Here is a 22,112-nt window from a genome sequence, read left to right as displayed (position 1 = left end):
TACTAGTACTCATGAAAATAAAACCCACATATAAACTGTTCCTCATCCTTTCGGCTCCTTTGCTCTTGCAATCCTGCTTTGTGGCGAAAAACTATTCCCGTCCCGAATTGGAGACCGAAAATTTGTACAGAACAGACAATTTGCCCCAAGACAGTATTTCCATGGCCAACGTGTCGTGGAGAGAACTGTTCAATGACGAACAATTGAAATCCTACATCGCCCAAGGATTGGAGAACAACCTTGATATTAGGATTGCCCTTCAAAATGTAGTTGCCGCTGAGGCCTATGTGAAACAGGGCAAAGCGGGCTACTATCCAACCCTTTCCGGAACGGCCAGTTTCACTAGGACCAAAAACTCCGAAAACAGCCAGTTCGGAAGTTTCTTTACACGTCCATTGGAGCAATATGAGCTTTCCGGTTCGCTTTCATGGGAGGCCGACATTTGGGGGAAAATCCGAAGCAACAAAAGGGCCTTTGGCGCCTCCTACTTGCAAAGTGTTTCGGCACACCAAGCGGTAAAGACCAATTTGGTGGCTTCCATCGCAAGTACTTATTATCAACTTATGGCCTTGGACAAACAACGCCAGATAGCCGAGCAGACCCTTGAGGCCCGAAAAAGCAGTCTGGAAACCACTTTGGCCCTAAAGGAAGCAGGACAGGTTACCGAAGTGGCCGTCAAACAGACCGAGGCCCAAGTACATACCACAGAGATCATCCTCATCGACTTGGAAAACAACATCAAGTTGTTGGAAAATGCCTTCTGTATCTTGATGGGTGAGCCTTCCCACAAAGTGGAAAGAGGCAGTTTGGACAACCAGACCATCGGGACCGACCTGAAAACTGGCGTACCCTACCTGCTCCTCACCAATCGCCCTGATGTCATGCAGGCGGAATATGGTCTCATCAATGCCTTTGAGCTGACCAATGTGGCCAAGAGCAGCCTATACCCATCCCTAAGCCTTTCAGCAAATGGAGGGTTCCAAAGTCTGGAATTTGAAAATTGGCTGGATGCCAGCTCGCTGTTTTCCCAATTGGTGGGTTCCCTCACACAGCCCATCTTCAACGGACGGAGGCTACGCACCCAAATGGAAGTGGCGAAGGCCCAGCAAGAGCAGGCGCTATTATCGTACAAAAAAACCTTGCTCACTGCGGGCAGGGAAGTGAGCGATGCGCTCTACACCTATAGTGCTGAAACGGAAAAATTGGAGGCCCGTTCCAAAGAACTCGATGCCTATGCGACTGCGGAAGACTACTCCGAGGAATTGCTGAACAACGGTCTTGCCAATTATCTGGAAGTATTGACCGCAAGGCAAAATGCACTGAACTCAGAACTCAGCTACGTGGATTCCCAGTACGGTCAACTGAATGCCATGGTGGAACTGTACAGGGCTCTTGGTGGTGGATGGAAGTAAAAACATTGCATTGTGGACACTAGGGAAGAATTGTTGGAATTTGCCATAGAAAACTTTACCAAGTTTGGGAGCAAGCGTTTTTCGATGGATGAACTGGCCCAAAGCTTGGGCATTTCCAAAAAGACCCTCTATAAACATTTCGGTAGCAAGGAAGAATTGGTTACGGAAAGCCTCCGGTTCTTTTTGGAGAAAATAAGGAGCAATGTGGACAACTACATGCTTGAAAACCCCAACGAGGACCAACCGCTGTCCACCATCATCTTCATTTATAAACAAGGGTTGATGGTCCTTCAGGAAATGAGCCCCTCCTTTCTTTATGGATTGGACAAATATTACCCCAAAGCATCCGAACTGTATTCAGAATTTAAAAAGGACATTGTTTGGAACATTGTATGCCCTCTGCTGAACAAAGCACAAACAATGGGACAGGTCCGGCAGGGTGTCAAGGTTAAACTGGTCTGTATGCTCTTTCTTTCCCGAATGGAGGATACGGTTTACTCCAACAGCAGCCTGTTTGATGAATATAGCATCCAAGAACTCTTGGAGCATATCATCATCAACAACCTAAGGGGAATCCTGACCTTGGATTACCTCAAGACCTGTCCTCTGGAAAAATAACTCCTGAAACACTCCATATGGTGGCAAAATGAAAAAAAGAAGGGGTTTATTTTTCAATAGCCATATTTTAAGGTGCTGATTTTTATGTTTTTAGCATTGGTTTTAGCGGAATAATCATATAAATTTAAGTTCTGCTAAAAACTGATCTAACATGGGAACAACCAACATCAACCGAAGAGACTGGATACGAAAAAGTATGCTCACCGCAGGTGGGGCCATGGCCCTACCCTATTTTGGCCTTGCCGAGACACCGAGGATGCCATTGCAATTGGACATTCAGGGAAATGCGGTTTATAGTCCTTTTTTCAAGGAATACCTACCAAATTTGGATTCAGGACTGCCTGATTTGGTTGCAAAACTGAATGCAAACGAAAACCCTTACGGCCCTTCCCCTATGGCCTTGGAAGCTTTTAAAAATGCTGCTTCAGGAGGAAATAGGTATGCTTGGAAAGAACTCTTCCAACTCGTGGGCAAGATTGCTGATTTTGAAGGTGTTCAAAGCAAAAATATCATGATGGGCCCTGGATCCTCCGATCTTTTGGAGAAAACGGCCATGGTACTGTTCATGAACGGTGGCAATATCGTTTCGGCAGATCCTGCCTATATGTCCCTCATCAGGGTGGCCGAGTCTGTTGGTGCCACTTGGAAGCCTGTTCCGCTCAAAAATGATTGGTCGCATGACTTGAAGGCCATGGAAGAGGCCATTGATGCTGACACCAAATTGGTCTATATCTGTAACCCCAACAACCCTACCGGGACCATCACGGAACATCAAGAACTTGTGGATTTCTGTTCCCGGGTTTCCGAGAAAGTCCCTGTATTTGTCGATGAGGCCTATCTGTGGTTCTTGGAGGACAATGCCAAAAAAAGCATGGTGTCCCTTATCAACGAGGGCAAGGATGTTATCATTGCCCGCACATTTTCCAAGATCCACGGTATGGCCGGTCTTCGCGTAGGCTATATCGTTGCACAGGAGTCTACCTTGGACAAACTCCAAAATATCACCCGTGGGGGGATGGGTATTTCCTATCCTTCAGTCTATGCCGCTATCGCTGCCATGGACGATTCCGCTTTTATCGACAAGTCCCGTACCCTTAACGCAGAGTGCAGGGAATATGTTTACAAAAGTTTGAATCAGATGGGCATTGAATATGTTCCCTCGCACACCAGTTTCTTGATTTTCCCTATAGAGATGGAGGGCAAGGCTTTCCTCGAAAAGATGACGGAACTCCAAGTAGGTGTAAGGGCCTTTGAGTTTATGGGAAAAAATTGGTGTAGGGTGAGCATGGGTACTATGGACGAAATGAAAATGTTCACTGCCGCGCTCAATAAAGTGTTGGTATAGTGGATATTGGATTTCAAAAAACCATCGTATTTCTTTTTTTCATCTTCATTGGCATCTTGCTCAAGAGCAAGTTCAAATCCAAGGAAGAGATTTCGGGCATCAAAAAAATAATCCTCAACCTGGCCCTGCCCGCCACTATTTTTATTGCGCTCTTGGGCATAAAGGTCGAGCCACATCTTTTGATATTGCCCTTGTTGGCCCTTGGGCTCAACCTATTATTGTTCTTGGCCATGCCCTTCATATTGCCTGTAATGGGGATTGGTAGGGGGACCCCTGAATTCCGGACGGCAAAATTGTTGGTCCCATCGCTTGCACCCGGTTTGTCCTCCTTTCCGTTCATCTTGGAATTTTTGGGAGAAGACTATCTGGCCAAAGCAGCCATGTCCGATTTGGGAAACAAGGTATTTGTGCTCTTCTTCCTATATCTGGTTGCCATGAACTGGCACTATGGACTTCAATCCAATGGCAAAAAAAATGAGGGGAAAAAACTTGGCCCCCTGATCAGGGCCATGGTTTCCGAACCGGTGAACATCTTTATTGGAGTGGCATTGGTATTGCTCTCTTTTGGCATGTCCATGGATTCACTGCCCTTTTTCCTCAGTGAAACATTGGAGAAACTCAGTTTGATCATGACCCCTTTGGTGTTGCTTTTCATTGGCTTGGCCGTAAAGATCAAAAGAAAACAGTTCTTTCAGATTTTCTCCCTGCTTTGCACAAGAGCTGGATTGGTTCTTCTGATCAGTGGAATCTTTATTTTGATTTCTGGCATACAGGCCCAAAACGAAATATTGCTCATCTTGGCCTTTGGCCTAAGTGCCTGCAGTTTTTGGCCCTATGCCCACATCGCTGCGGTGGACAGTATGGAAATGGAGGTGGAACCCCAGAAAAAAACTTTTAGCAGCAGCTTTGGGGTAGCTGTTCTTGCATTATCATTCCCCTTGTCCACCATGCTCATCCTGGCCGTTTTGAACAGTGGTTCCTTTTTTGAGCATTCCTACACCATCTTATTGGTTGCTCTTTTGTTGCTCGCCATCGGATTGTCCATTCCCCTATGCATCGGATTGAACAAAAAATGGTCTATCCAAAGGATAGTCGGGTACAAATTAAAGTCAGCCACTGAGAATGCTTGATCTTTACCCCTTCTGTTTGGCAACAATGTGATAAGTGGCATTGGAAATCAGGGCTATGCTGAGCCAATAGGTCCCTAAAATGACCAATCCGGACAGATAAAAGGGTGATTTGAACTTTGCTATGGCTATCATGGTGTCGGAAAACATAAACAATAGGACCGCCAAGGCAATCCATTGGTAGGCCTTTCCCTTATCCCTTAAAAAAGTTCCTATACCCTGCCATGCCATGAACGAAATCACAAGAACATACAGTGCTACAGGCACCATGAACGTGCCCAAATCAGGTTTCAACCAAAAAAACAGGGCCGTTGCTATTCCGAACAGGGCCACGAACGAACCCCAATGTAGATAAAAACCCTTGTGCCTGATGAATGCAAGGGCAAAAAGTACATGCCCCACCAGAAAAGCGGCCAAACCATATACAAAGTATGCCTCAAAGAGCAACAGCACATCACCCACCAGGCAGAAAAACAGCGCTGCCAAAATCCCATTCCTGAATGAAGCATTGGAAAGAAAAAAGAGATGGGACATGATCAATATGGTGGTCAGGGGCTTCAGAAAAATATAGATTTCCCTTTTTCCCGACATCTCAAAATAAATGGCCAAACTGGCCGAGACCAGACACAATAGATTGATGAAAACCGGTCTTTTGAGTGGTGTTACCATTCCTTGAAAGGTGTTTTGCTCAATTGGGAGTTGTAATATTTTCTTTGGCCCGTGACCTCTTCCCCAAGCCAATCGGGTCTTTCAAAAGGTTCGTCCTCGTGTTCGAGTTCCACTTCGGCCACAACGAGGCCTTTGTTCTCGCCCAAAAACTCATCCACTTCAAAAATGTGCTTTCCGCAGGGCACCTCAAAACGGTATTTTTCCAGTATCCCTGTTTCACATAGGTCGATCAAATTGGCGGCCTCAGCCGTACTGATCTCTATTTCCCATTCAAAACGGGTCGTGCCCGAATCGTTGGAAGCGCCCTTTACCGTCAAAAAACCCTTTTCCCCCATGATCCTGACCCGTACGGTACGGCTTGGATCAGTGTTCAAAAATCCCTGTGCAATACGGGTCTGGGATGTGGCCGATTGCTTATAGGCATCCGAGCTGACCAAAAATTTCCGTTCTATTTCCAGATGTTCCATCAAACTAAATATACCCTAAATTTGGGTATGGATTTCGATTTTCCCTTCAGAAAAATCATTCATGTGGACATGGATGCGTTCTATGCTTCCGTGGAACAGCTGGACAATCCAGAACTGAAGGGAAAACCTGTTGCCGTTGGTGGGGGTTCGCCGCGTGGAGTGGTCTCAGCTGCCAGTTATGAGGCCAGAAAATTTGGGGTTCGGAGCGCCATGTCGGGATATTTGGCCCAAAGAAATTGTCCGGAGCTCATCTTTGTCAAACCCCGTTTTGACCGCTACAAAGAGGTTTCCAAACAGATTCGGCGCATTTTTTTGGAATATACCGACCTCGTGGAACCGCTTTCCCTGGATGAGGCCTATCTGGATGTCACCGAGAACAAGGTTGGGAATCCCTCCGCGACCCTCATCGCCAAAGAAATAAGGCAAAAAATATGGGATAGGACAGGTTTGACGGCATCTGCCGGAATTTCCATCAACAAGTTTATCGCCAAAGTTGCCAGTGATTACAATAAACCCAACGGCCAAAAGACCGTGAACCCGGAAGAAGTGATCCAGTTTTTGGAGGAGCTCGATATCCGAAAGTTCTATGGGGTGGGAAAGGTAACGGCCGAAAAAATGTACAAACTGGGCATTTTCACAGGAAAGGACCTCAAGGAAAAGTCCTTGGAGTTTCTGGACGGGCATTTTGGGAAGAGTGGCAAGTTCTACTACAATGTGGTCCGCGGTATTCATCACAGTGCCGTGAAACCGCACCGCATTCCAAAATCGGTAGGGGCCGAGCGCACTTTTTTCGAAAACCTGAGCAGCGAAGTGTTCATGTTGGAAAAGCTTGACCACATTGCCCAAGAACTGGAAAGAAGACTCCAAAAGTCCAAAATAGCGGGCAAAACGGTCACCTTGAAGATTAAATACAGCGACTTCAGCCTGCAGACCCGAAGCAAAACACTCCCATACTATGTGGCGAGCAAGGACCTCATCCTCGAAACGGCCAAAGAACTCCTCTACCAATCCGCTTTGGAAAACTCGGTGCGGCTGTTGGGTATTTCGCTGGCCAACCTCAACACTGAAAAAAAGAAGAAGGAAGAAACCCAAAAAGAGACCGTCTCGGTACAGCTCAAGTTTGATTTCTAAAAAAAGAAAACCTCCCGTTTGGGAGGTTTCCAGTCTTTAATTTTTAATATCCGTTTCTATCGGTTTCACCGCTGGGTTCTTAGGGTTCCCATCCGCATCGATTTCCACGATGTTGTCAAAACCGAGTGCATCCAGTTTGTTGATGATCTCGGCCCTATCGCCCACCATGAACCAGTTGATCTTTTCCGGTTTCACCACTTGGTTGCTCACTTGCTTGATGTCATCCACTGAAAGATTCCTCACGCTTTGATCATACGTTTGGTAATAATCATCAGGCAGGTTATATCGGACCAAATTTCTAACCGAGCTGTTCACAGAGCTATTGGTCTCCCACTGGCCGGGGAGTTTTAGCACTTGATTGGTCTTCACTTTTTCAAGCTCTTCCTTGGTTGCGGGCCGTGTGGAGGTAAACTCTGAGATTTCCTTTCTGATCTCCGTCACGGATTCTGCGGTCTTATCGGTCTGCACGGGAGCATACACTATGAAAGGACGTGCTTCTTTGGAACCTATCACAAAACCTCCAGCCCCATAGGACCAGTGCTTGTCTTCCCGCAGGTTCATATTGATCCTTGAAGTGAAATCCCCTCCGAGAATGTTCACCATTTGCTCCAAGGCTATCTCGGAAACGTCCCCATACTTTTCGGTCAAATGTCCTGCCAAGATTACCGATTGTTGCGACTCTGGCCTGTTCATCAAATAAAGGGTGTTCTTGGAGTCCGTTTTTGGTGCGTTGAAGGTAATCTTGGGCACATCACCTTTCTTCCATTTACCCAGTGTTTTTTCCAATTTTGACTTCAACTCGTTCATTTCCACATCCCCCGTTACAATAATAGTGGAGTTGTTCGGTTTGAACCAGGTGTTGTAAAAATCCACGACATCGTCCCTGGTCAGTTTTGAAACAGTGTCCTCATATCCCGTTCCAGTATAGGGGCTGCTGTACGGATGGTTCTCCCCGTAGAGATATTTGTTCATGACCCTCAATGCCATGGTGATGGGTTGTGATTTTTCCTGTTTGATGTCGTTAATCTGTTCGTCACGCAACCGTTCAAATTCCTTTTCAGGAAATACGGGGTTGAGGACTACATCTAAAAAGAGATCCAAACTGGCATCCAAGCTTGGTTTCAGGGTGGTCATGTACACATTCGATTCATCCTGGCTGGAAAAGGTGTTCAACGATGCGCCCAACAATTGGAGCTGTTCGTTGATCTCCAGGGCATCTTTGTCCTTGGTGCCCTCATCCATCAAGTTCATGGCCAACTTGGCCGTTCCGGGACTGGACAGATAATCGGTCTTGTACCCTGCATCTGCGACCAAATTGATCACAATGGTGGGCACTCCCTTGCGTTGGGCCAAGATAACATTGAGCCCATTGGAAAGTTGGGTACGTTGCAGCTCCGGGAATTTTGAATTTTTCTGGGGGCCCAGTTCCGGTAATTTGCTCCTATCCACCGAGGATTCCACAATGCCATATTCAGGGAATGGATTGCAGATCAGGATATGTTTTCCTTTGGAAAGCCATTTGGCTGCCGTGTTCTTCAGATCGGCGATGGTGGCCTCTTCAACATATTTCAAGGTTGTTTTATAGTAGGCCGGGTCTTTGTGATAGGTTTGGTTAGAGGCTAGGATGTCAGAAATTCCTCCAAATCCTCCTATACGCTCCATACCTTTGATGAAACCCGAAAAATAACTGGCCTTTGCCCTTTTGAGTTCTTCCTCGGTAGGGCCTTCCTTGATGAACTTGTCAATTTCAGCCCAAAGTTCCTTTTCCAATTTTGCGGGGTCTTGACCCTGTTTTACGTTCACCCACGTGATGAACTCACTGGCTATTTCGCTGGAGGATTGGAAAGAGACCGCTGCACTGGCAGACTGGTCCTGATATATGAACTTTTGGTACAATCTTGAATTTTTCCCGCTGGTGAGTATGGAGGATATCAGGTCAAAATGAAGGTCTTCCCTGGACCCAAACTGGGGAGTGTTCCATGCAAACAGCACCCTGGTTTCCGGAACACGGTCCTCATATACCTGTCTGGAATCATTGACCTTGTTGGGAATGTTCACTTCTTGCCTTTCCACGGTAGGGCCGGAAGGGATGTCCCCGAAATATTTGATCACTTTTTGATGGACTTCCTCCGCATCGATGTCACCTGCCACGGCAACCACGGCATTGGCCGCTCCATAATAGGATTTGAACCAGTCTTGCACATCTTCCAAGGAAGCAGCGTTCAGGTCCTCCATTTCCCCGATCACTGTCCAGGAATAGGGGTGGCCCTTGGGGTACATCGCCTTGGTCAAATAGTCCCACTGCATCCCGTAGGGTTGGTTCTCTCCTTGTCTTTTTTCGTTTTGCACCACCCCTCGTTGCTCATCCAGTTTCGCTTGGTCAATGGCTCCCAACAAATGTCCCATTCGGTCAGACTCCAAAAACAATACCTGGTCAAGTGCGGACACCGGCACATTTTGGAAGTAGTTGGTCCTGTCCGTGTTCGTGGTACCATTAAGGTCAGTTCCCCCGATGCTCTCCAAGGCCTGGAAATAATCGGTGTTGTAGTTCTCACTTCCATTGAACATCAAATGCTCAAATAGGTGGGCAAATCCACTTTTGCCGGGCTTTTCATTTTTGGACCCTACGTGGTACCATACGTTCACGGCTGCTATGGGCGCTTTGTGGTCTTCATACACCAAAAGTGTAAGCCCATTCTCCAAAGTGTACTTTTTGTAAGCGATGTCTATGTCATCCGCTTTGAACTGAAAACTCTGTCCATAGTTTACAGGACAGAACAATAGGCCTATGATCAAGGCCAGAAGTAATTTTTTCATTGAAAAAGTTTTAATTATTTGATTGATAAAATTGAATACAACAAGATATGAAATAGTTTACAATCCACACGATTTTAATCAGTTAGCTTACCTATAAATGAAGTGAATGCCCTCAGAAACCTCTTTTATGGCACAATCTCCCCGGCAAACATGTATCAACTCTTTTGGTATCTTCCTTTTTGTTAAATTTGTAAGCATGCAGCGTCCTGAATTGCACCAACATATCATTACCACAGCGGGCAACCTGTTCTATGTACAGGGTTACAATTCAACGGGGATCAATGAAATCATAGAGAAGTGTGGCATAGCCAAGGCCACGCTCTATGGACACTTCAAGTCCAAGGAAGATATCTGTGTGGCCTATCTGGAGCAACGGCACGATGCCTTTATGCATTCACTAAAGAGTTTTGTGGGTAGAAGAAGTCGGGGGAAAAACCAGTTGTTGGGTATTTTTGACCTCTTGCAGGACATGTACCGCGAAGAAAACTTCCAAGGTTGTTGGGCCCTGAAAACCCTAGGGGAGCTGTCGCCCGATCAAAAAAAGATACTCGGCGTCATCCAGAAACAAAAAAAAGACCTGTTGTTGTTCTTGGGCGAGGTCGTTGGGGAAAACATTCCCAACCTGTCCCGTGCCGAAATGGAAAAGACCTCGGGAGGACTCTACTTGCTGTACGAGAGCGCCATCACTGAAAGCCATCTGTTCAAGAACGATTGGCCCATCTATATGGCCAAGAGCATCGCTCCCTCATTGTTCACGGAGCTGGAATAAAAAAGCCCTTTCACAATACTGAAAGGGCTTTCTTTTTAGCTGTCCTACCTATTCTTAGGCTTCCACTTCTTCCAAAGCTTGCACTTCGGGAAAGTCGATAGGGGTGTCCACCACGTTGTTGATATAGTTGGAGATGGTCTTGTCCCCCACCAATACTATGGTGTCAATGAGGTTTTCTTTGGTCCATCCTGCTGCGAAGAAATTATCCACAACTTCAGGACTGGCAATTCCCCTATTCTCTGTGATGTTCTTGGCCAGTTTTGCCAAAGCGTCCAATCTGTTGTCAAAGGAGGCTTTGCCTGCCCTTAGTTCCAAAATCTGGCTGTCGGTAAATCCGTTCAATTTGCCAATGGCCGTGTGTGCTGCCAAACAATACAGACAGTCATTGACCTGGCTCACCGCCAAGTTCACCACTTCCTTTTCTTTGGCCTTGAGGGAAGTCTTGGCATTGGCAAAGGTCAAATAGTTCCCCAATGCATTTTCCGAATGGGCAAAAGTCGCATACAGGTTGGGGACAAATCCCAACGCTTTTTTAAGGTTGTCAAAAATGGCCTGGTTGGCCGGACTTACTTCTTCTCTTGTGGGTACATTGAATGTGCTCATGATTTTCAAATTTTAGATGTTATACTGATTATGATTTTTGTACAAAGGGTTTTTCTGCATCACAGTAGTAATCGTGATGGTACTTTTGCTTGCAGTGTTCTGCAACGCTTACAACCGGTGGTGCGGTTCTCCGCATCTGCCGAAAAATCTCAATGAGATTAAAAATGGGTTTGTCCATTGCTTTCATCTTTTACCTTGATTTGAATTACATGGCAAAGATGCTGCGAAAGAAGAGGTAAGGGTTAGGAACGATTTCCCGATGGCTTGCCCAATTTTCCCTTAAGTGCCCAAAACGGGGTTTCCACGGTATTCGGAGGGGGTCATTTGGGTCATTTTCTTAAAAAACCGGCTAAAATGGGCCGGATCGTTGAACCCCAGTTCAAAGGCAATTTCTTGGTTTTGCTTATCGGTGTAGTTGATCAGCCGCTTTGCTTCCAAGGCAATACGGTCCAAGATGATCTGTTGTGGGGATTTTTGATTGTAGATGGCAAACAGGTTGGAGAGTGTTTTGGGCGACTTGAAGAGCATATCGGCATAATCGCTGACCCTTCTTTTGGTCTTATAGTGCAGGTCCACCAAAAAATTGAACCTCCGGATGGTATCTATCTGTTCATTGTCCAGTGTTTGGACGATGAGTTGTTCCTTGGCCAATCGGGTGCCCATGATGATGAGGCGTTTCAAGAGCATCTGGAGCATATCGCCCTGGATATTGTCCGGGGTGGAAAATTCTTCCACGAACATATCGTACAACAAGTTGAACTTGGACTGATGTTCCTTCGACAAAGTGATGATGGGGACATCCTGCGTGCCAAAGAACAAAATCCCATTACAAGAAACCTCACTGTCATGGTCAAAAACACAATAAAATTCCCTGTTGAAAAGAATTGCCGAAAGCGGCAAGGTTGTCTTGGCAAGGGACACATGCTGCAAGTAGGTGACCGTGATCAACTGGTTGGGCAAGAGTTCCAAGGGTACTCCGTCCACATCAATGGTCAGTGCCTGCTCATTTCTGTTCCATAAAAACTTGATGGTCTTCGAGGTGTCGGAAAAACGGTCTTCGTCACTTTTAAAGTCTTCGGTCAGCCCCAGAATGGCCCCTAATTTTTGATCGGTGTACTCGTACCTCATGTGTGGTTTGGTATCAGTTGAAAATTTAGTCTAGCCGTCCCTGCTAAACTTACAGCTACACCGAGTACAAAAAAACGGGACCCAAGTTCCCCAAAGAACTTATGGTCCCGCTGTTATGTATGGTATACTGTACCCTTAAAAGTTGCAGCTCGTAATCTCGGTCACCCGAAGGGTGTTCACCATTCCTTTCGCCTTGATGGGCATGGCCGCCAAGCTGACCAACATATCCCCAACCTCCAAGAAACCTTTCTTGCAGGCCATCTGGTTCACATCTTCTATGGTTTGGTCGGTGGACACAAACTTATCATAGTAAAAGGCCTTGACCCCCCAAAGCAGATTCAGCTGGGTCAATATTCTTTTGTTGGAAGTGAACACCAAAATGTGGGCGCTGGGTCTCCAAGCTGATATCTGAAAGGCCGTATAGCCACTGTTCGTAAGTGTGGAAATGGCCTTGGCCTCGATTTCGTTCGCCATCAGGGCAGCGTGATAACATACCGATTTGGTAATGAACCTATTGGTCCTGATGTGTGGTGGTGTCTGTGGTACCTTGATCAAGCTTGAGTTTTCAACACTGGTCAGAATGCTGGACATTCTTTCGATCACTTGTACAGGATAATTCCCTACCGAAGTCTCTCCGGACAACATCACGGCGTCAGCCCCGTCCATCACCGAGTTGGCCACGTCGTTCACCTCGGCGCGGGTGGGCGTAAGGCTGGTAATCATGGTCTCCATCATCTGGGTAGCAATGATTACGGGTATCCTACCTTTTTTGGCCCTCAACACAAGCTTTTTCTGTATCAACGGAACCTCATGGGCAGGCACTTCCACTCCCAAATCCCCGCGGGCCACCATAAGACCGTCGCAGTGTGTGACGATTTTGTCAATGTTCTCCACCGCCTCAGGTTTCTCTATCTTGGCAATGATCGGAATTTTATGGTCGGAGTGCTCCTTGATGAGTTCTTGAAGGTCGATAAGATCCTGACCGTGACGCACAAAGGAAAGTGCCATCCAATCCACCTTGTGTTCTATGGCAAAAATGGCGTCCTTAATGTCCTTCTTGGTCAGTGCAGGAAGGGAAATGTCAGTATTGGGCAGATTTACTCCCTTTTTGGATTTCAAGGGGCCTCCCTGGATCACGGTCGCCTTCACCTCGTTCTCCCCATTGGTGGACTTCACCTCAAATATGAGTTTGCCATCGTCCAGAAGAACACGCTCCCCTGGTTTTACGTCCTTGGGGAAGTTTTGGTAGTTCATGTAGACCCTTTGTGCATTGCCTTCGAAGGGCTCCCCTGTGGCAAAGGTCACTTCATCACCTGGGGCAACTACGGCTTCCTCGCCCATTACACCCACTCTCAGCTTGGGTCCCTGAAGGTCTGCAAGGATGGATGTGTTCACCTCCAACTCCTCATTCAGTTCCCTTATCATTTTGATCCTTTCCGCCACATCGTCATATGAGGCATGGGAAAAGTTTATCCTAAAAACATCCACCCCTGCCTCGATCATCGCCTTGAGGGTTTCCTTTTTACTGGTGGCAGGTCCCAAGGTTGCTACAATTTTAGTCTTCTTTCTAGTTGGCATTGTTAAAAGATTAAGTTTCTTTTTGATTTTAATGTCTGTGTTTCCAAAGGGTATGCTGTTATGACTTTGTCTATCCTTTTGATATCCCTTAGCTTTTGGGAAAGTGTGGCCTCGTCGGCCGCTTCCACTTTTAGGAAATAATCGATCTCTTTTCGTTCTTTGATCAGATGATCGGTCCTTGCGGAAATGTTGTTCTCAAACAGACCTCCTGAAGGTATAACTTCCTCGACCACACATTTGTTCGAGATCAGTGTCCAATAAATGTCGTTCATCCCATCATCCCAGTCAAACACAGAAAAAGATAGATTTTCATCCAGATGAAGGTCTATTTTCATCCTTTTCAAATACAATCCGCATTGGGAATTTATGGCATAGGTCATGGCATAATCTTCCAAATCACTGTGAATGGCGATGAGCCTGAAACTATCGTCATATAAGTCTGCCGATATCCTATGTGTTGTCATCATGCCCTTAACACGAACTGTAAATATACTCTTAATCCAATTGAATGCCTAGTCAATACAAAACAATACACTTGTTAAACCCTTCGAAAACGATTGAGTTTACCTTTATTTAATGTCATTGGTTCTCCATTCTGTTCTGTAGGGCAAAATAGGCTCGCTTCGATGCTTTTTCCTCGGCTTTCTTTTTGGATGTGGCCCTTGCCTTGGCCAAAATCCGGCCTCCGATTGTCAGTTTTACCGCAAAATGTTTCAGCTCGTCATTGCCCGTGTCCTCATAGACATTATAACTGAAAGGGGTCTTTTGTTTTTGACACCACTCGATCACCAAACTCTTGTAACTGATGACCTTACCTTCCAGTTGTTCGATGTCCACATAAGGTTCTATGACCCTTTCATTGATGAACTTTTCACAATAGGCGTAGCCCCTGTCCAGATAAATGGCCCCGATGAGCGCCTCGAACACGTTGCCATGGATGTTCTCCCCAAAATGGGTCTTGGGTATCCTGCTCTCCACAAAACGTAAAAGTCCCAAATCTTTTCCCAGTTCGTTCAGATGTTTGCGGCTCACCACCTTGGAGCGCATTTTGGTGAGGTAACCCTCGTCCCCTTCGGGCACCTCATTGTAGAGGTGTTTTGATATGATGGTGCCCAACATGGAATCCCCCAAAAACTCCAAGCGTTCATAGTTCATTGGGTTTCCGTCGGCGTCTTTTTTGTTGACGGAACGGTGAAGAAATGCCTTTTTGTAGATTTCTAGGTTCTTGGGCTTAAACCCTAGAATCTTTTTCATTCCCAAAAAAAAATCCCCATCCGAGCTAGGATGGGAATTGAATATTTTGGAGGTGAATTTCATGTTATAAAACTACCCCAATTTTTTGAATACGAGACACGCATTGTGCCCGCCAAAGCCAAACGTATTGCTCATGGCCACGTTTACTTCTCTCTTCTGCGCCTGGTTCAGTGTCAGGTTGAGCGAAGGGTCTATCTGATCGTCCACCACACTATGGTTGATGGTCGGTGGCACCATCCCGTGTTCCATGGCCAAAATGGAGGCAATGGCCTCAATGGCCCCTGCTGCACCGAGCAAGTGTCCGGTCATGGATTTGGTGGAATTGATGTTGATCTTAGGTGCATGTTCCCCAAAAACTTTGGAAATGGCCTTGAGCTCGGCCACATCGCCCAATGGGGTAGATGTTCCGTGCGTATTGATAGCATCTACATCCTCAGGTTTCAGACCTGCATTCTGCAGACAGTTTTCCATCACTTTGACCACCCCTATTCCTTCTGGATGTGGTGCTGTCATATGATAGGCATCACTGGAAAGGCCTCCGCCGAGTACTTCGGCATAGATCTTCGCCCCTCTTGCCTTGGCGTGTTCGTATTCTTCCAGAATCAATGCACCTGCACCTTCTCCAAGAACAAACCCGTCACGTGTGGCATCAAAAGGTCTGGATGCCGTTTCAGGGCTTTCGTTCCGTGTGGAAAGGGCATGCATGGCATTGAATCCCCCCATACCCGCCATGGTAACGGCGGCCTCACTTCCTCCGGTCACGATGACGTCGCAATGGCCCAAACGGATATAATTGAGCGCATCTATCATGGCGTTGGCTGCTGATGCACAGGCCGAAACGGTGGTATAGTTTGGTCCCATGAACCCATGCTTGATGGAAATGTTCCCTGGTGCGATGTCCGCAATCATTTTTGGGATGAAGAAGGGGTTGAAACGAGGTGTCCCGTCTCCCTCGGCAAATCCGATCACCTCGTTTTGGAAGGTTTCCAATCCGCCGATTCCGGCTCCCCAGACAACACCGACCCTGAATTTATCCACAACATTGAGGTCAATCCCAGAGTCTGCAATGGCCTCATCTGAAGAGACAAGGGCATACTGTGCGAACCTGTCCAGTTTTCTCGCCTCCTTGCGATCAAAATAATCTTCGGGGTTGTACCCTTTCAGCTCACAGGCAAATTTTGTCTTGAACTTCTCGGTATCGAAATATGTGATGGGTGCAGAACCGCTTTTGCCGGTCCGTAGTCCTTCCCAATAGGCTTCCAGATTGTTGCCAATTGGAGTAAGCGCCCCCATTCCGGTAACCACAACTCGCTTTAACTGCATTGAACTATTTTTTTACCCTTTAGACCTAAATTATAAAAAAAATTATCCATGCGATAATCACCACATGGATAATTTAAAATCTTTAGCGATATATCATAAAATTATTTAGCTTCTTCTATATAGCTAATGGCCTGACCAACAGTGGCAATGTTTTCTGCTTGGTCATCTGGTATTTGGATATCAAATTCTTTCTCAAACTCCATGATAAGTTCAACAGTGTCCAAGGAATCCGCACCTAGATCGTTGGTAAAGCTAGCCTCAGCTACAACCTCATTCTCATCAACACCCAGTTTATCAACGATAATAGCCTTTACTCTTGATGCAATGTCTGACATAATTATTGTGGTTTTAAAAATTTAATCGTTGGCAAAAATATAAAACTTTGGATTAAATACACTATTTGTCGATAAATTGTGTCCAAATTAAACATCTTAAGGCTCAGTACATTACTTTAGCCGCCTGAAGTTAATCCAAAATCACGTCAATTCCTAACCCATGAAACGAATTGTTATCTTGGCATCGGGCAGTGGCTCAAATGCAGAGAATATCATTGTCCATTTCAAGGAAAATCCACAGGTTGAGGTCGTTGCGGTACTCACCAACAAGAGCTCCGCAAAGGTACTGGAACGCTGCGATAGACTACAGGTCCCAGCTTTTTACTTCAACAGGCCCGCTTTTACGGCATCGGATGCGGTGGTCCGGTTGCTCAAAGGGCTTGGTGCTGACCTTATCGTTCTTGCCGGCTTCCTTTGGAAGATTCCCCAAAATATCATAGATGCCTATCCCAATCAAATCATCAACATACACCCTGCACTATTGCCCAAATATGGGGGAAAGGGCATGTATGGGGAAAAGGTGCACCAAGCGGTAAAGGAACAGGGGGAGACGGAAACGGGCATTACCATACATTATGTAAATGAACATTATGACGAAGGCGCGATCATCTTCCAGGCAAAAACTGCCGTGGAACCTTCCGACAACCCCGATAGCATTGCACAAAAAGTGCACCAATTGGAATATGAGCATTTTCCAAAAGAGATAGAAAAACTCCTTTTATAATGGCAAAAAAGAAGTTTTATGTGGTCTGGAAAGGCAAGCACCCTGGCATTTTTGAGTCTTGGGCCGATTGCAAGGCACAGATCGAGGGGTTCAAGGGCGCCCAATACAAATCGTTTCCCACCTTCGCCGAAGCCAAAAAGGCCTATAATGGCAACTACTCGGATTACAAGGGCACCACAAAAGGCAAATCGGAACTTTCGCAACAAGAGCTGCTCAAAATAGGTGACCCCAACTATAACTCCATCGCAGTGGATGCAGCTTCCAGTGGCAATCCGGGCAAAATGGAATACCGGGGCGTGGACACCAAGACCAAAAAAGTACTGTTCCACCAAGGGCCTTTTGAGCAAGGGACCAGCAATGTGGGCGAGTTCTTGGCATTGGTGCACGGTCTTGCTTTTTTAAAGCAGAAAAAAAGCGATCGGATCTTGTATTCCGATTCCAGGATTGCCATCGGTTGGGTCCGAAAGGGCAAATGTGGCACCAAACTGGACAAGACCGCCAAAAACGAAAACCTTTTTGAGCTTATCCAAAGGGCCGAGGACTGGTTGAAAAAGAACAGGTACACCACCCCCATCGTGAAATGGGAGACCAAGGCATGGGGTGAAATCCCCGCAGATTTTGGCAGAAAATAATCGTGCCGCGGCCCATTTTCCAAAATTTTGACAATTGGAGCGAGCATAGTACCAAATGCATTGCTAAACCGTATATTTGCACCAAATTTTAACGAATGGGCAAATTGCTGATCGTGGGAAGCATGGCCTTTGATGCCATTGAGACCCCATTTGGAAAAACAGGCAAGATCTTGGGAGGCGCCGCAACGTTCATTGGCCTGGCCGCGACCCAGTTCAAGCTAAGGTCTGCCATCGTCTCCGTGGTGGGTGAAGATTTTCCCAAAGCATATATGGACATTTTGAAGGATAGGGACATTGACCTTTCCGGTGTCGAGGTGGTAAAAGGGGGCAAGACGTTCTTTTGGCAGGGCAAATACCATAATGATCTCAACTCAAGGGATACTTTGGCAACGGAGCTCAACACCTTGGCCGACTTCAACCCTATTGTCCCCGATGGTTTTGCCGATGCGGACGTGGTCATGTTGGGAAATCTGCATCCCAATATCCAAATGAGTGTAATTAATCAAATGGAAGAACGACCAAAGCTCATCATACTGGACACCATGAACTTTTGGATGAACCATACCTGGGACGAGCTTATGGACGTTATCGGGAAGATAGATGTCATCACCATAAATGACGAAGAGGCCCGACAAATGACCAAGGAATATTCCTTGGTGAAGGCCGCTGCCAAGATCCAGGAGATGGGGCCCAAGTATGTGGTCATCAAAAAAGGGGAACATGGAGCACTTTTGTTCCACGAAAACAATATTTTCTTTGCGCCCGCTCTTCCTTTGGAAGAGGTTTTTGATCCGACAGGTGCAGGGGACACCTTTGCCGGTGGTTTTGCGGGCTATCTCACCATGACCAGGAACATTTCGTTCGAGAGCATGAAAAATGCCATCATACACGGTTCCAATTTGGCTTCCTTTTGTGTGGAGCGTTTTGGCACCGAACGCATGGTGGAACTGAAAAAGCATGAGGTGGAGGCCCGTTTGATACAGTTTAAGGAATTGACACAGTTCAATATTGAATTAACATAAATACCCGCCCTGAAATTTTCGGGGCTTTTTTTATTTGGTTTGTTATGAGTGATGCCATTAAGCACGAATGCGGAATATCACTGATCCGTTTGCTTAAACCCCTGGAATACTACAAGGAGAAGTACGGTACGGCTTTCTATGGAGTGAACAAAATGTACCTGATGATGGAAAAGCAGCACAACCGCGGACAGGACGGTGCCGGGTTTGCGAGCATAAAGCTGGACATGAAACCGGGAGAGCGTTACATGAGCCGGGTGCGATCTGCCCAACAGCAGCCCATTCAGGATATTTTTGATCAGATCAATTCGCGCATAAATACCACCCTTGCCGAAAATCCGGGACACGATGATGATGTTGCCTGGCAGAAAAAGAACATTCCCTACATCGGTGAGCTTTTGATGGGGCACGTGCGCTATGGCACATTTGGCAAAAACAGCATAGAGAGCGTTCACCCGTTTTTGAGGCAGAACAACTGGATGCACCGTAACCTTATCGTAGCGGGCAACTTTAACCTCACCAATGTTGACGAGCTTTTTGGCAATCTGGTGGAATTGGGTCAGCACCCCAAGGAAATGGCCGATACCGTGACCGTTATGGAAAAGATCGGGCACTTTTTGGACGATGCCGTGGCCAAACTCTACAAACAGATCAAAAAGGAAGGATACAACAAAAGGGAGGCCTCCCCTTTGATCGCAGAACGCCTGAACGTGGCCAAAATATTGAAAAAAGCATCCAAAAACTGGGACGGTGGCTATACCATGGGTGGTCTTTTGGGCCATGGAGATGGTTTTGTGGTCCGTGACCCTGCGGGAATCCGACCCGCCTATTATTATAAGGACGACGAAGTGGTAGTGGTCGCTTCGGAACGGCCCGTGATCCAAACCGTTTTCAATGTAAAATTTGAAGATGTCATGGAATTGGATCCAGGGCACGCCATCATTGTAAAGAAAAACGGCTCCGTATCCATCAAGGAGATTTTGGAGCCCTTGGAGCGCAAGGCCTGCTCCTTTGAGCGCATCTATTTTTCCCGTGGTAGCGACAAGGAAATCTATCAGGAACGGAAAATGCTCGGAAAATTGGTCTTCCCGCAGATCTTGAAGTCGATAAATGATGATCTGGCCAACACGGTGTTCTCCTATATCCCCAATACCGCCGAGACTTCCTTTTTTGGTATGGTAAAAGAGGCCCAGAGCTATCTCAACAAAAAGAAAGAGGAACAGATTTTGGCCTTGGGGCCCAATATAACCGGGGAACAGCTCCATGAAATCTTGGATGTACGGCCACGGATCGAGAAAGTGGCCATAAAAGATGCCAAGCTGCGCACCTTTATCACCCAAGATAGCAACCGTGACGATCTGGTGACCCACGTTTATGATATTTCGTACGGCTCTGTGAAGGAGACCGACAACCTTGTCATCATAGATGACAGTATCGTAAGAGGGACCACCTTAAAAAGAAGTATCCTAAAAATATTGGATAGGCTCTCACCCAAGAAAATCATCGTGGTCTCCTCCGCACCGCAGATCCGTTATCCGGATTGCTACGGTATCGACATGGCCAAGTTGGAGGACTTTGTGGCCTTTAAGGCCGCCCAGGCCCTGCACGAAGAGCAAGGGACCACACACAAGATCAAGGAGATCTACGAAAAATGCCTTACGCAGTTGAAATCCAAGGACAAGGACGTTGTCAACTATGTGAAAGAGTTCTATGAACCGTTCACACCGGAGCAGATCTCCAAAAAGATTGCCGAGATATTGAGCCCTGAAGGCATAAAGGCAGAAGTGGACATCATATACCAGACCGTGGAAAGTCTGCACGAGGCCTGCCCCAAAAATTTGGGTGACTGGTATTTCACGGGGGATTATCCCACTCCTGGCGGTAACCGCGTAGTGAACCGGGCCTTCATCAACTTCTTTGAAGGGAAGAACGAAAGGGCTTATTGATTCTATATATCCATCGGCCCATATAAGAGTGTGCATTTCATCGATGAAACGAGTAGATTAGCGGCTTTTTATACAATGGGCAGGACACAATCCTACTTTAGTATTGCCATAGCATAAGTAGGTTAAGTTCATGGTAAGATTTGGGGCAAAAAAGGTGGAATTTCTTCCACCTTTTTTATTTTCTACCCTTCCCAATCAGTTCTGTTTCCTCCTATTCCAATTCAATTTTCACTATAACATTGCGGAAAAACCCCGGTTTTTTTAAGGTTTTTGTCCAATGCAGATTATAGGTCAAAGTTGTTATCTTGGGCCAACACACAACCCCCATACTTGTACAGTGCAGCAAAACCGTATATGAGCACAATGTTCATATACACCATGTTGCGTCGTATTTTAAAGATTCCCCCAAATCTTATTATCAATTTAAAACTTGACAAGTATGAAACCATTGAAAAACCTACTACCGGTAATGCTACTGGCCCTGCTCATGGCCTGTGAAAAACAGGAAGCCACCTATCCGGAACCAAACCAGGAAACGGACGACAGGAACGTCAGGCTAGAATCCCTGACCATTGACGAACTGCCCCAACTTGTTGGGGCCATAGAAAAGCGGGGCTCCAAAATGGGATGGGCCTCCAAAAGCGAAGGTGGGGACATTGTGCTGGACGGCAGCCGTGTACTGGCCGTGACGGACTCCGTGGGGAACAGGACCTACTCCCTGAGGATGTACGTGCCCGGAACGCCCCACAACGTGTTCTACAACGTGGTGGGCAAACAGACCCACGATGGGGTGCAGAACGAGCCCTTTGTGCTACGCTACGAAGTGGACGAGGACTACTGGCCCGAGTACGCGGCAGGGCCAAGACAGGAAAAGCCGTTCAGGGGAAAGATTGGTCTGTACAATCTGGAGACCTTTGGCCTGCAGAACATGCAGGAGGGCAGGACGGGCGGCACCCCCGAGCCCTGCTACGAGGCGATCGCTGACGGGAACGGGAACGGTGGCAGCGGGGGAAACAACAGTGGCGGGAGCTCCAACGGGGGCACGGACCACGACCCGGGGAGCGACTACCAATATTGGAACACCTATGCCCCGGACAATGGCGGGGGTTCGGGAGGGCGAGAGCCCTTCGTGGAAGTGGGCGAGGGCAGGTTCGGCGACTTTGGGACGGACGGCACATGGAAAAGGGCGTTGACGGGCAAGAGTGCGGACTGCCC

Annotated in this window: 21 protein-coding genes; 11 read left to right on the top strand and 10 right to left on the bottom strand. The window is 46.8% G+C overall.

Translation table 11 applies throughout. From position 1 onward, the window contains the following. Window positions 1-11: 11 nt before the first annotated feature. From D2V93_RS03370 to D2V93_RS03355, 4 genes are all read left to right on the top strand, one after another. Window positions 12-1,412 (top strand): efflux transporter outer membrane subunit, encoded by a 1,401-nt coding sequence (locus tag D2V93_RS03370; RefSeq protein WP_119618398.1) that lies wholly within the window; start codon window positions 12-14, stop codon window positions 1,410-1,412. 12 nt (window positions 1,413-1,424) lie between these two features. Next, a complete protein-coding gene (locus D2V93_RS03365) occupies window positions 1,425-2,030 on the top strand; it encodes a TetR/AcrR family transcriptional regulator (RefSeq protein WP_072876265.1) in 606 nt (201 codons plus the stop codon). A 151-nt stretch (window positions 2,031-2,181) separates the two neighbouring features. Then, entirely contained in the window at window positions 2,182-3,375 is a 1,194-nt protein-coding gene (locus tag D2V93_RS03360; RefSeq protein ID WP_119618397.1) for a pyridoxal phosphate-dependent aminotransferase, read from the top strand. Beyond that, complete coding sequence (locus D2V93_RS03355; protein ID WP_119618396.1) at window positions 3,375-4,505, top strand: AEC family transporter; 1,131 nt, start codon at window positions 3,375-3,377, stop codon at window positions 4,503-4,505. The genes D2V93_RS03360 and D2V93_RS03355 overlap by 1 nt, the downstream gene beginning before the upstream one ends. A 3-nt stretch (window positions 4,506-4,508) precedes the next feature. Here the strand turns inward: D2V93_RS03355 and D2V93_RS03350 are convergent, their stop codons facing one another. Beyond that, window positions 4,509-5,171: a lysoplasmalogenase gene (locus tag D2V93_RS03350; RefSeq protein ID WP_119618395.1), complete on the bottom strand. Its 663-nt coding sequence runs from the start codon at window positions 5,169-5,171 to the stop codon at window positions 4,509-4,511. Continuing rightward, on the bottom strand, window positions 5,165-5,638 hold the full coding sequence (locus D2V93_RS03345; protein WP_119618394.1) for a CYTH domain-containing protein: 474 nt from the start codon (window positions 5,636-5,638) through the stop codon (window positions 5,165-5,167). The genes D2V93_RS03350 and D2V93_RS03345 overlap by 7 nt, the downstream gene beginning before the upstream one ends. Window positions 5,639-5,665: 27 nt before the next feature. Here D2V93_RS03345 and dinB point away from each other — a divergent pair, with 27 nt between their 5' ends. After that, window positions 5,666-6,769, top strand: a complete 1,104-nt coding sequence (dinB, locus tag D2V93_RS03340) for a DNA polymerase IV (protein ID WP_119618528.1) — start codon at window positions 5,666-5,668, stop codon at window positions 6,767-6,769. Between the two features lie 36 nt (window positions 6,770-6,805). On the opposite strand, the gene D2V93_RS03335 is transcribed toward dinB, so the two are convergent. After that, complete coding sequence (locus D2V93_RS03335) at window positions 6,806-9,586, bottom strand: M16 family metallopeptidase (RefSeq protein WP_119618393.1); 2,781 nt, start codon at window positions 9,584-9,586, stop codon at window positions 6,806-6,808. A 196-nt stretch (window positions 9,587-9,782) separates the two neighbouring features. Here D2V93_RS03335 and D2V93_RS03330 point away from each other — a divergent pair, with 196 nt between their 5' ends. Beyond that, a complete protein-coding gene (locus D2V93_RS03330; protein WP_072876277.1) occupies window positions 9,783-10,355 on the top strand; it encodes a TetR/AcrR family transcriptional regulator in 573 nt (190 codons plus the stop codon). A gap of 54 nt (window positions 10,356-10,409) precedes the next feature. On the opposite strand, the gene D2V93_RS03325 is transcribed toward D2V93_RS03330, so the two are convergent. From D2V93_RS03325 to D2V93_RS03295, 7 genes are all read right to left on the bottom strand, one after another. Beyond that, window positions 10,410-10,958 (bottom strand): carboxymuconolactone decarboxylase family protein, encoded by a 549-nt coding sequence (locus D2V93_RS03325; RefSeq protein WP_072876869.1) that lies wholly within the window; start codon window positions 10,956-10,958, stop codon window positions 10,410-10,412. Window positions 10,959-11,237: 279 nt separating this feature from the next. Beyond that, entirely contained in the window at window positions 11,238-12,086 is an 849-nt protein-coding gene (locus tag D2V93_RS03320; protein WP_119618392.1) for a helix-turn-helix domain-containing protein, read from the bottom strand. Between the two features lie 135 nt (window positions 12,087-12,221). Continuing rightward, window positions 12,222-13,664, bottom strand: coding sequence for a pyruvate kinase (gene pyk, locus D2V93_RS03315; protein WP_072876281.1), 1,443 nt, complete (start codon window positions 13,662-13,664; stop codon window positions 12,222-12,224). Between the two features lie 2 nt (window positions 13,665-13,666). Further along, window positions 13,667-14,131 carry an IPExxxVDY family protein gene (locus D2V93_RS03310; protein ID WP_072876283.1) on the bottom strand — a complete coding sequence of 155 codons (465 nt, stop codon included), beginning with the start codon at window positions 14,129-14,131 and terminating at the stop codon, window positions 13,667-13,669. A 112-nt stretch (window positions 14,132-14,243) separates the two neighbouring features. Further along, window positions 14,244-14,981 (bottom strand): ribonuclease III, encoded by a 738-nt coding sequence (rnc, locus tag D2V93_RS03305; protein ID WP_072876285.1) that lies wholly within the window; start codon window positions 14,979-14,981, stop codon window positions 14,244-14,246. Between the two features lie 9 nt (window positions 14,982-14,990). Continuing rightward, window positions 14,991-16,241 carry a beta-ketoacyl-ACP synthase II gene (fabF, locus tag D2V93_RS03300; RefSeq protein WP_119618391.1) on the bottom strand — a complete coding sequence of 417 codons (1,251 nt, stop codon included), beginning with the start codon at window positions 16,239-16,241 and terminating at the stop codon, window positions 14,991-14,993. A 101-nt stretch (window positions 16,242-16,342) separates the two neighbouring features. Further along, entirely contained in the window at window positions 16,343-16,576 is a 234-nt protein-coding gene (locus D2V93_RS03295) for an acyl carrier protein (RefSeq protein ID WP_009778413.1), read from the bottom strand. Between the two features lie 160 nt (window positions 16,577-16,736). Here D2V93_RS03295 and purN point away from each other — a divergent pair, with 160 nt between their 5' ends. From purN to D2V93_RS03270, 5 genes are all read left to right on the top strand, one after another. Continuing rightward, the gene (gene purN / locus D2V93_RS03290) at window positions 16,737-17,300 is read left to right on the top strand and encodes a phosphoribosylglycinamide formyltransferase (RefSeq protein ID WP_072876289.1); all 564 of its coding nucleotides are present in this window, start codon (window positions 16,737-16,739) and stop codon (window positions 17,298-17,300) included. Further along, window positions 17,300-17,932, top strand: a complete 633-nt coding sequence (locus D2V93_RS03285; RefSeq protein ID WP_119618390.1) for a ribonuclease H1 domain-containing protein — start codon at window positions 17,300-17,302, stop codon at window positions 17,930-17,932. The genes purN and D2V93_RS03285 overlap by 1 nt, the downstream gene beginning before the upstream one ends. A 95-nt stretch (window positions 17,933-18,027) precedes the next feature. Further along, entirely contained in the window at window positions 18,028-18,954 is a 927-nt protein-coding gene (locus D2V93_RS03280; protein ID WP_119618389.1) for a PfkB family carbohydrate kinase, read from the top strand. A 44-nt stretch (window positions 18,955-18,998) separates the two neighbouring features. Next, the gene (locus tag D2V93_RS03275) at window positions 18,999-20,897 is read left to right on the top strand and encodes an amidophosphoribosyltransferase (RefSeq protein WP_072876295.1); all 1,899 of its coding nucleotides are present in this window, start codon (window positions 18,999-19,001) and stop codon (window positions 20,895-20,897) included. Between the two features lie 439 nt (window positions 20,898-21,336). After that, on the top strand, window positions 21,337-22,112 hold a 776-nt coding region (locus tag D2V93_RS03270; RefSeq protein WP_220473616.1), incomplete at its 3' end, for a hypothetical protein.

It is taken from the genome of Flagellimonas taeanensis (assembly GCF_003584105.1).
Taxonomy (GTDB): domain Bacteria; phylum Bacteroidota; class Bacteroidia; order Flavobacteriales; family Flavobacteriaceae; genus Flagellimonas; species Flagellimonas taeanensis.
Note: the sequence above shows the minus strand (reverse complement) of the source record. Positions and strands in the feature narration are given on the sequence as shown.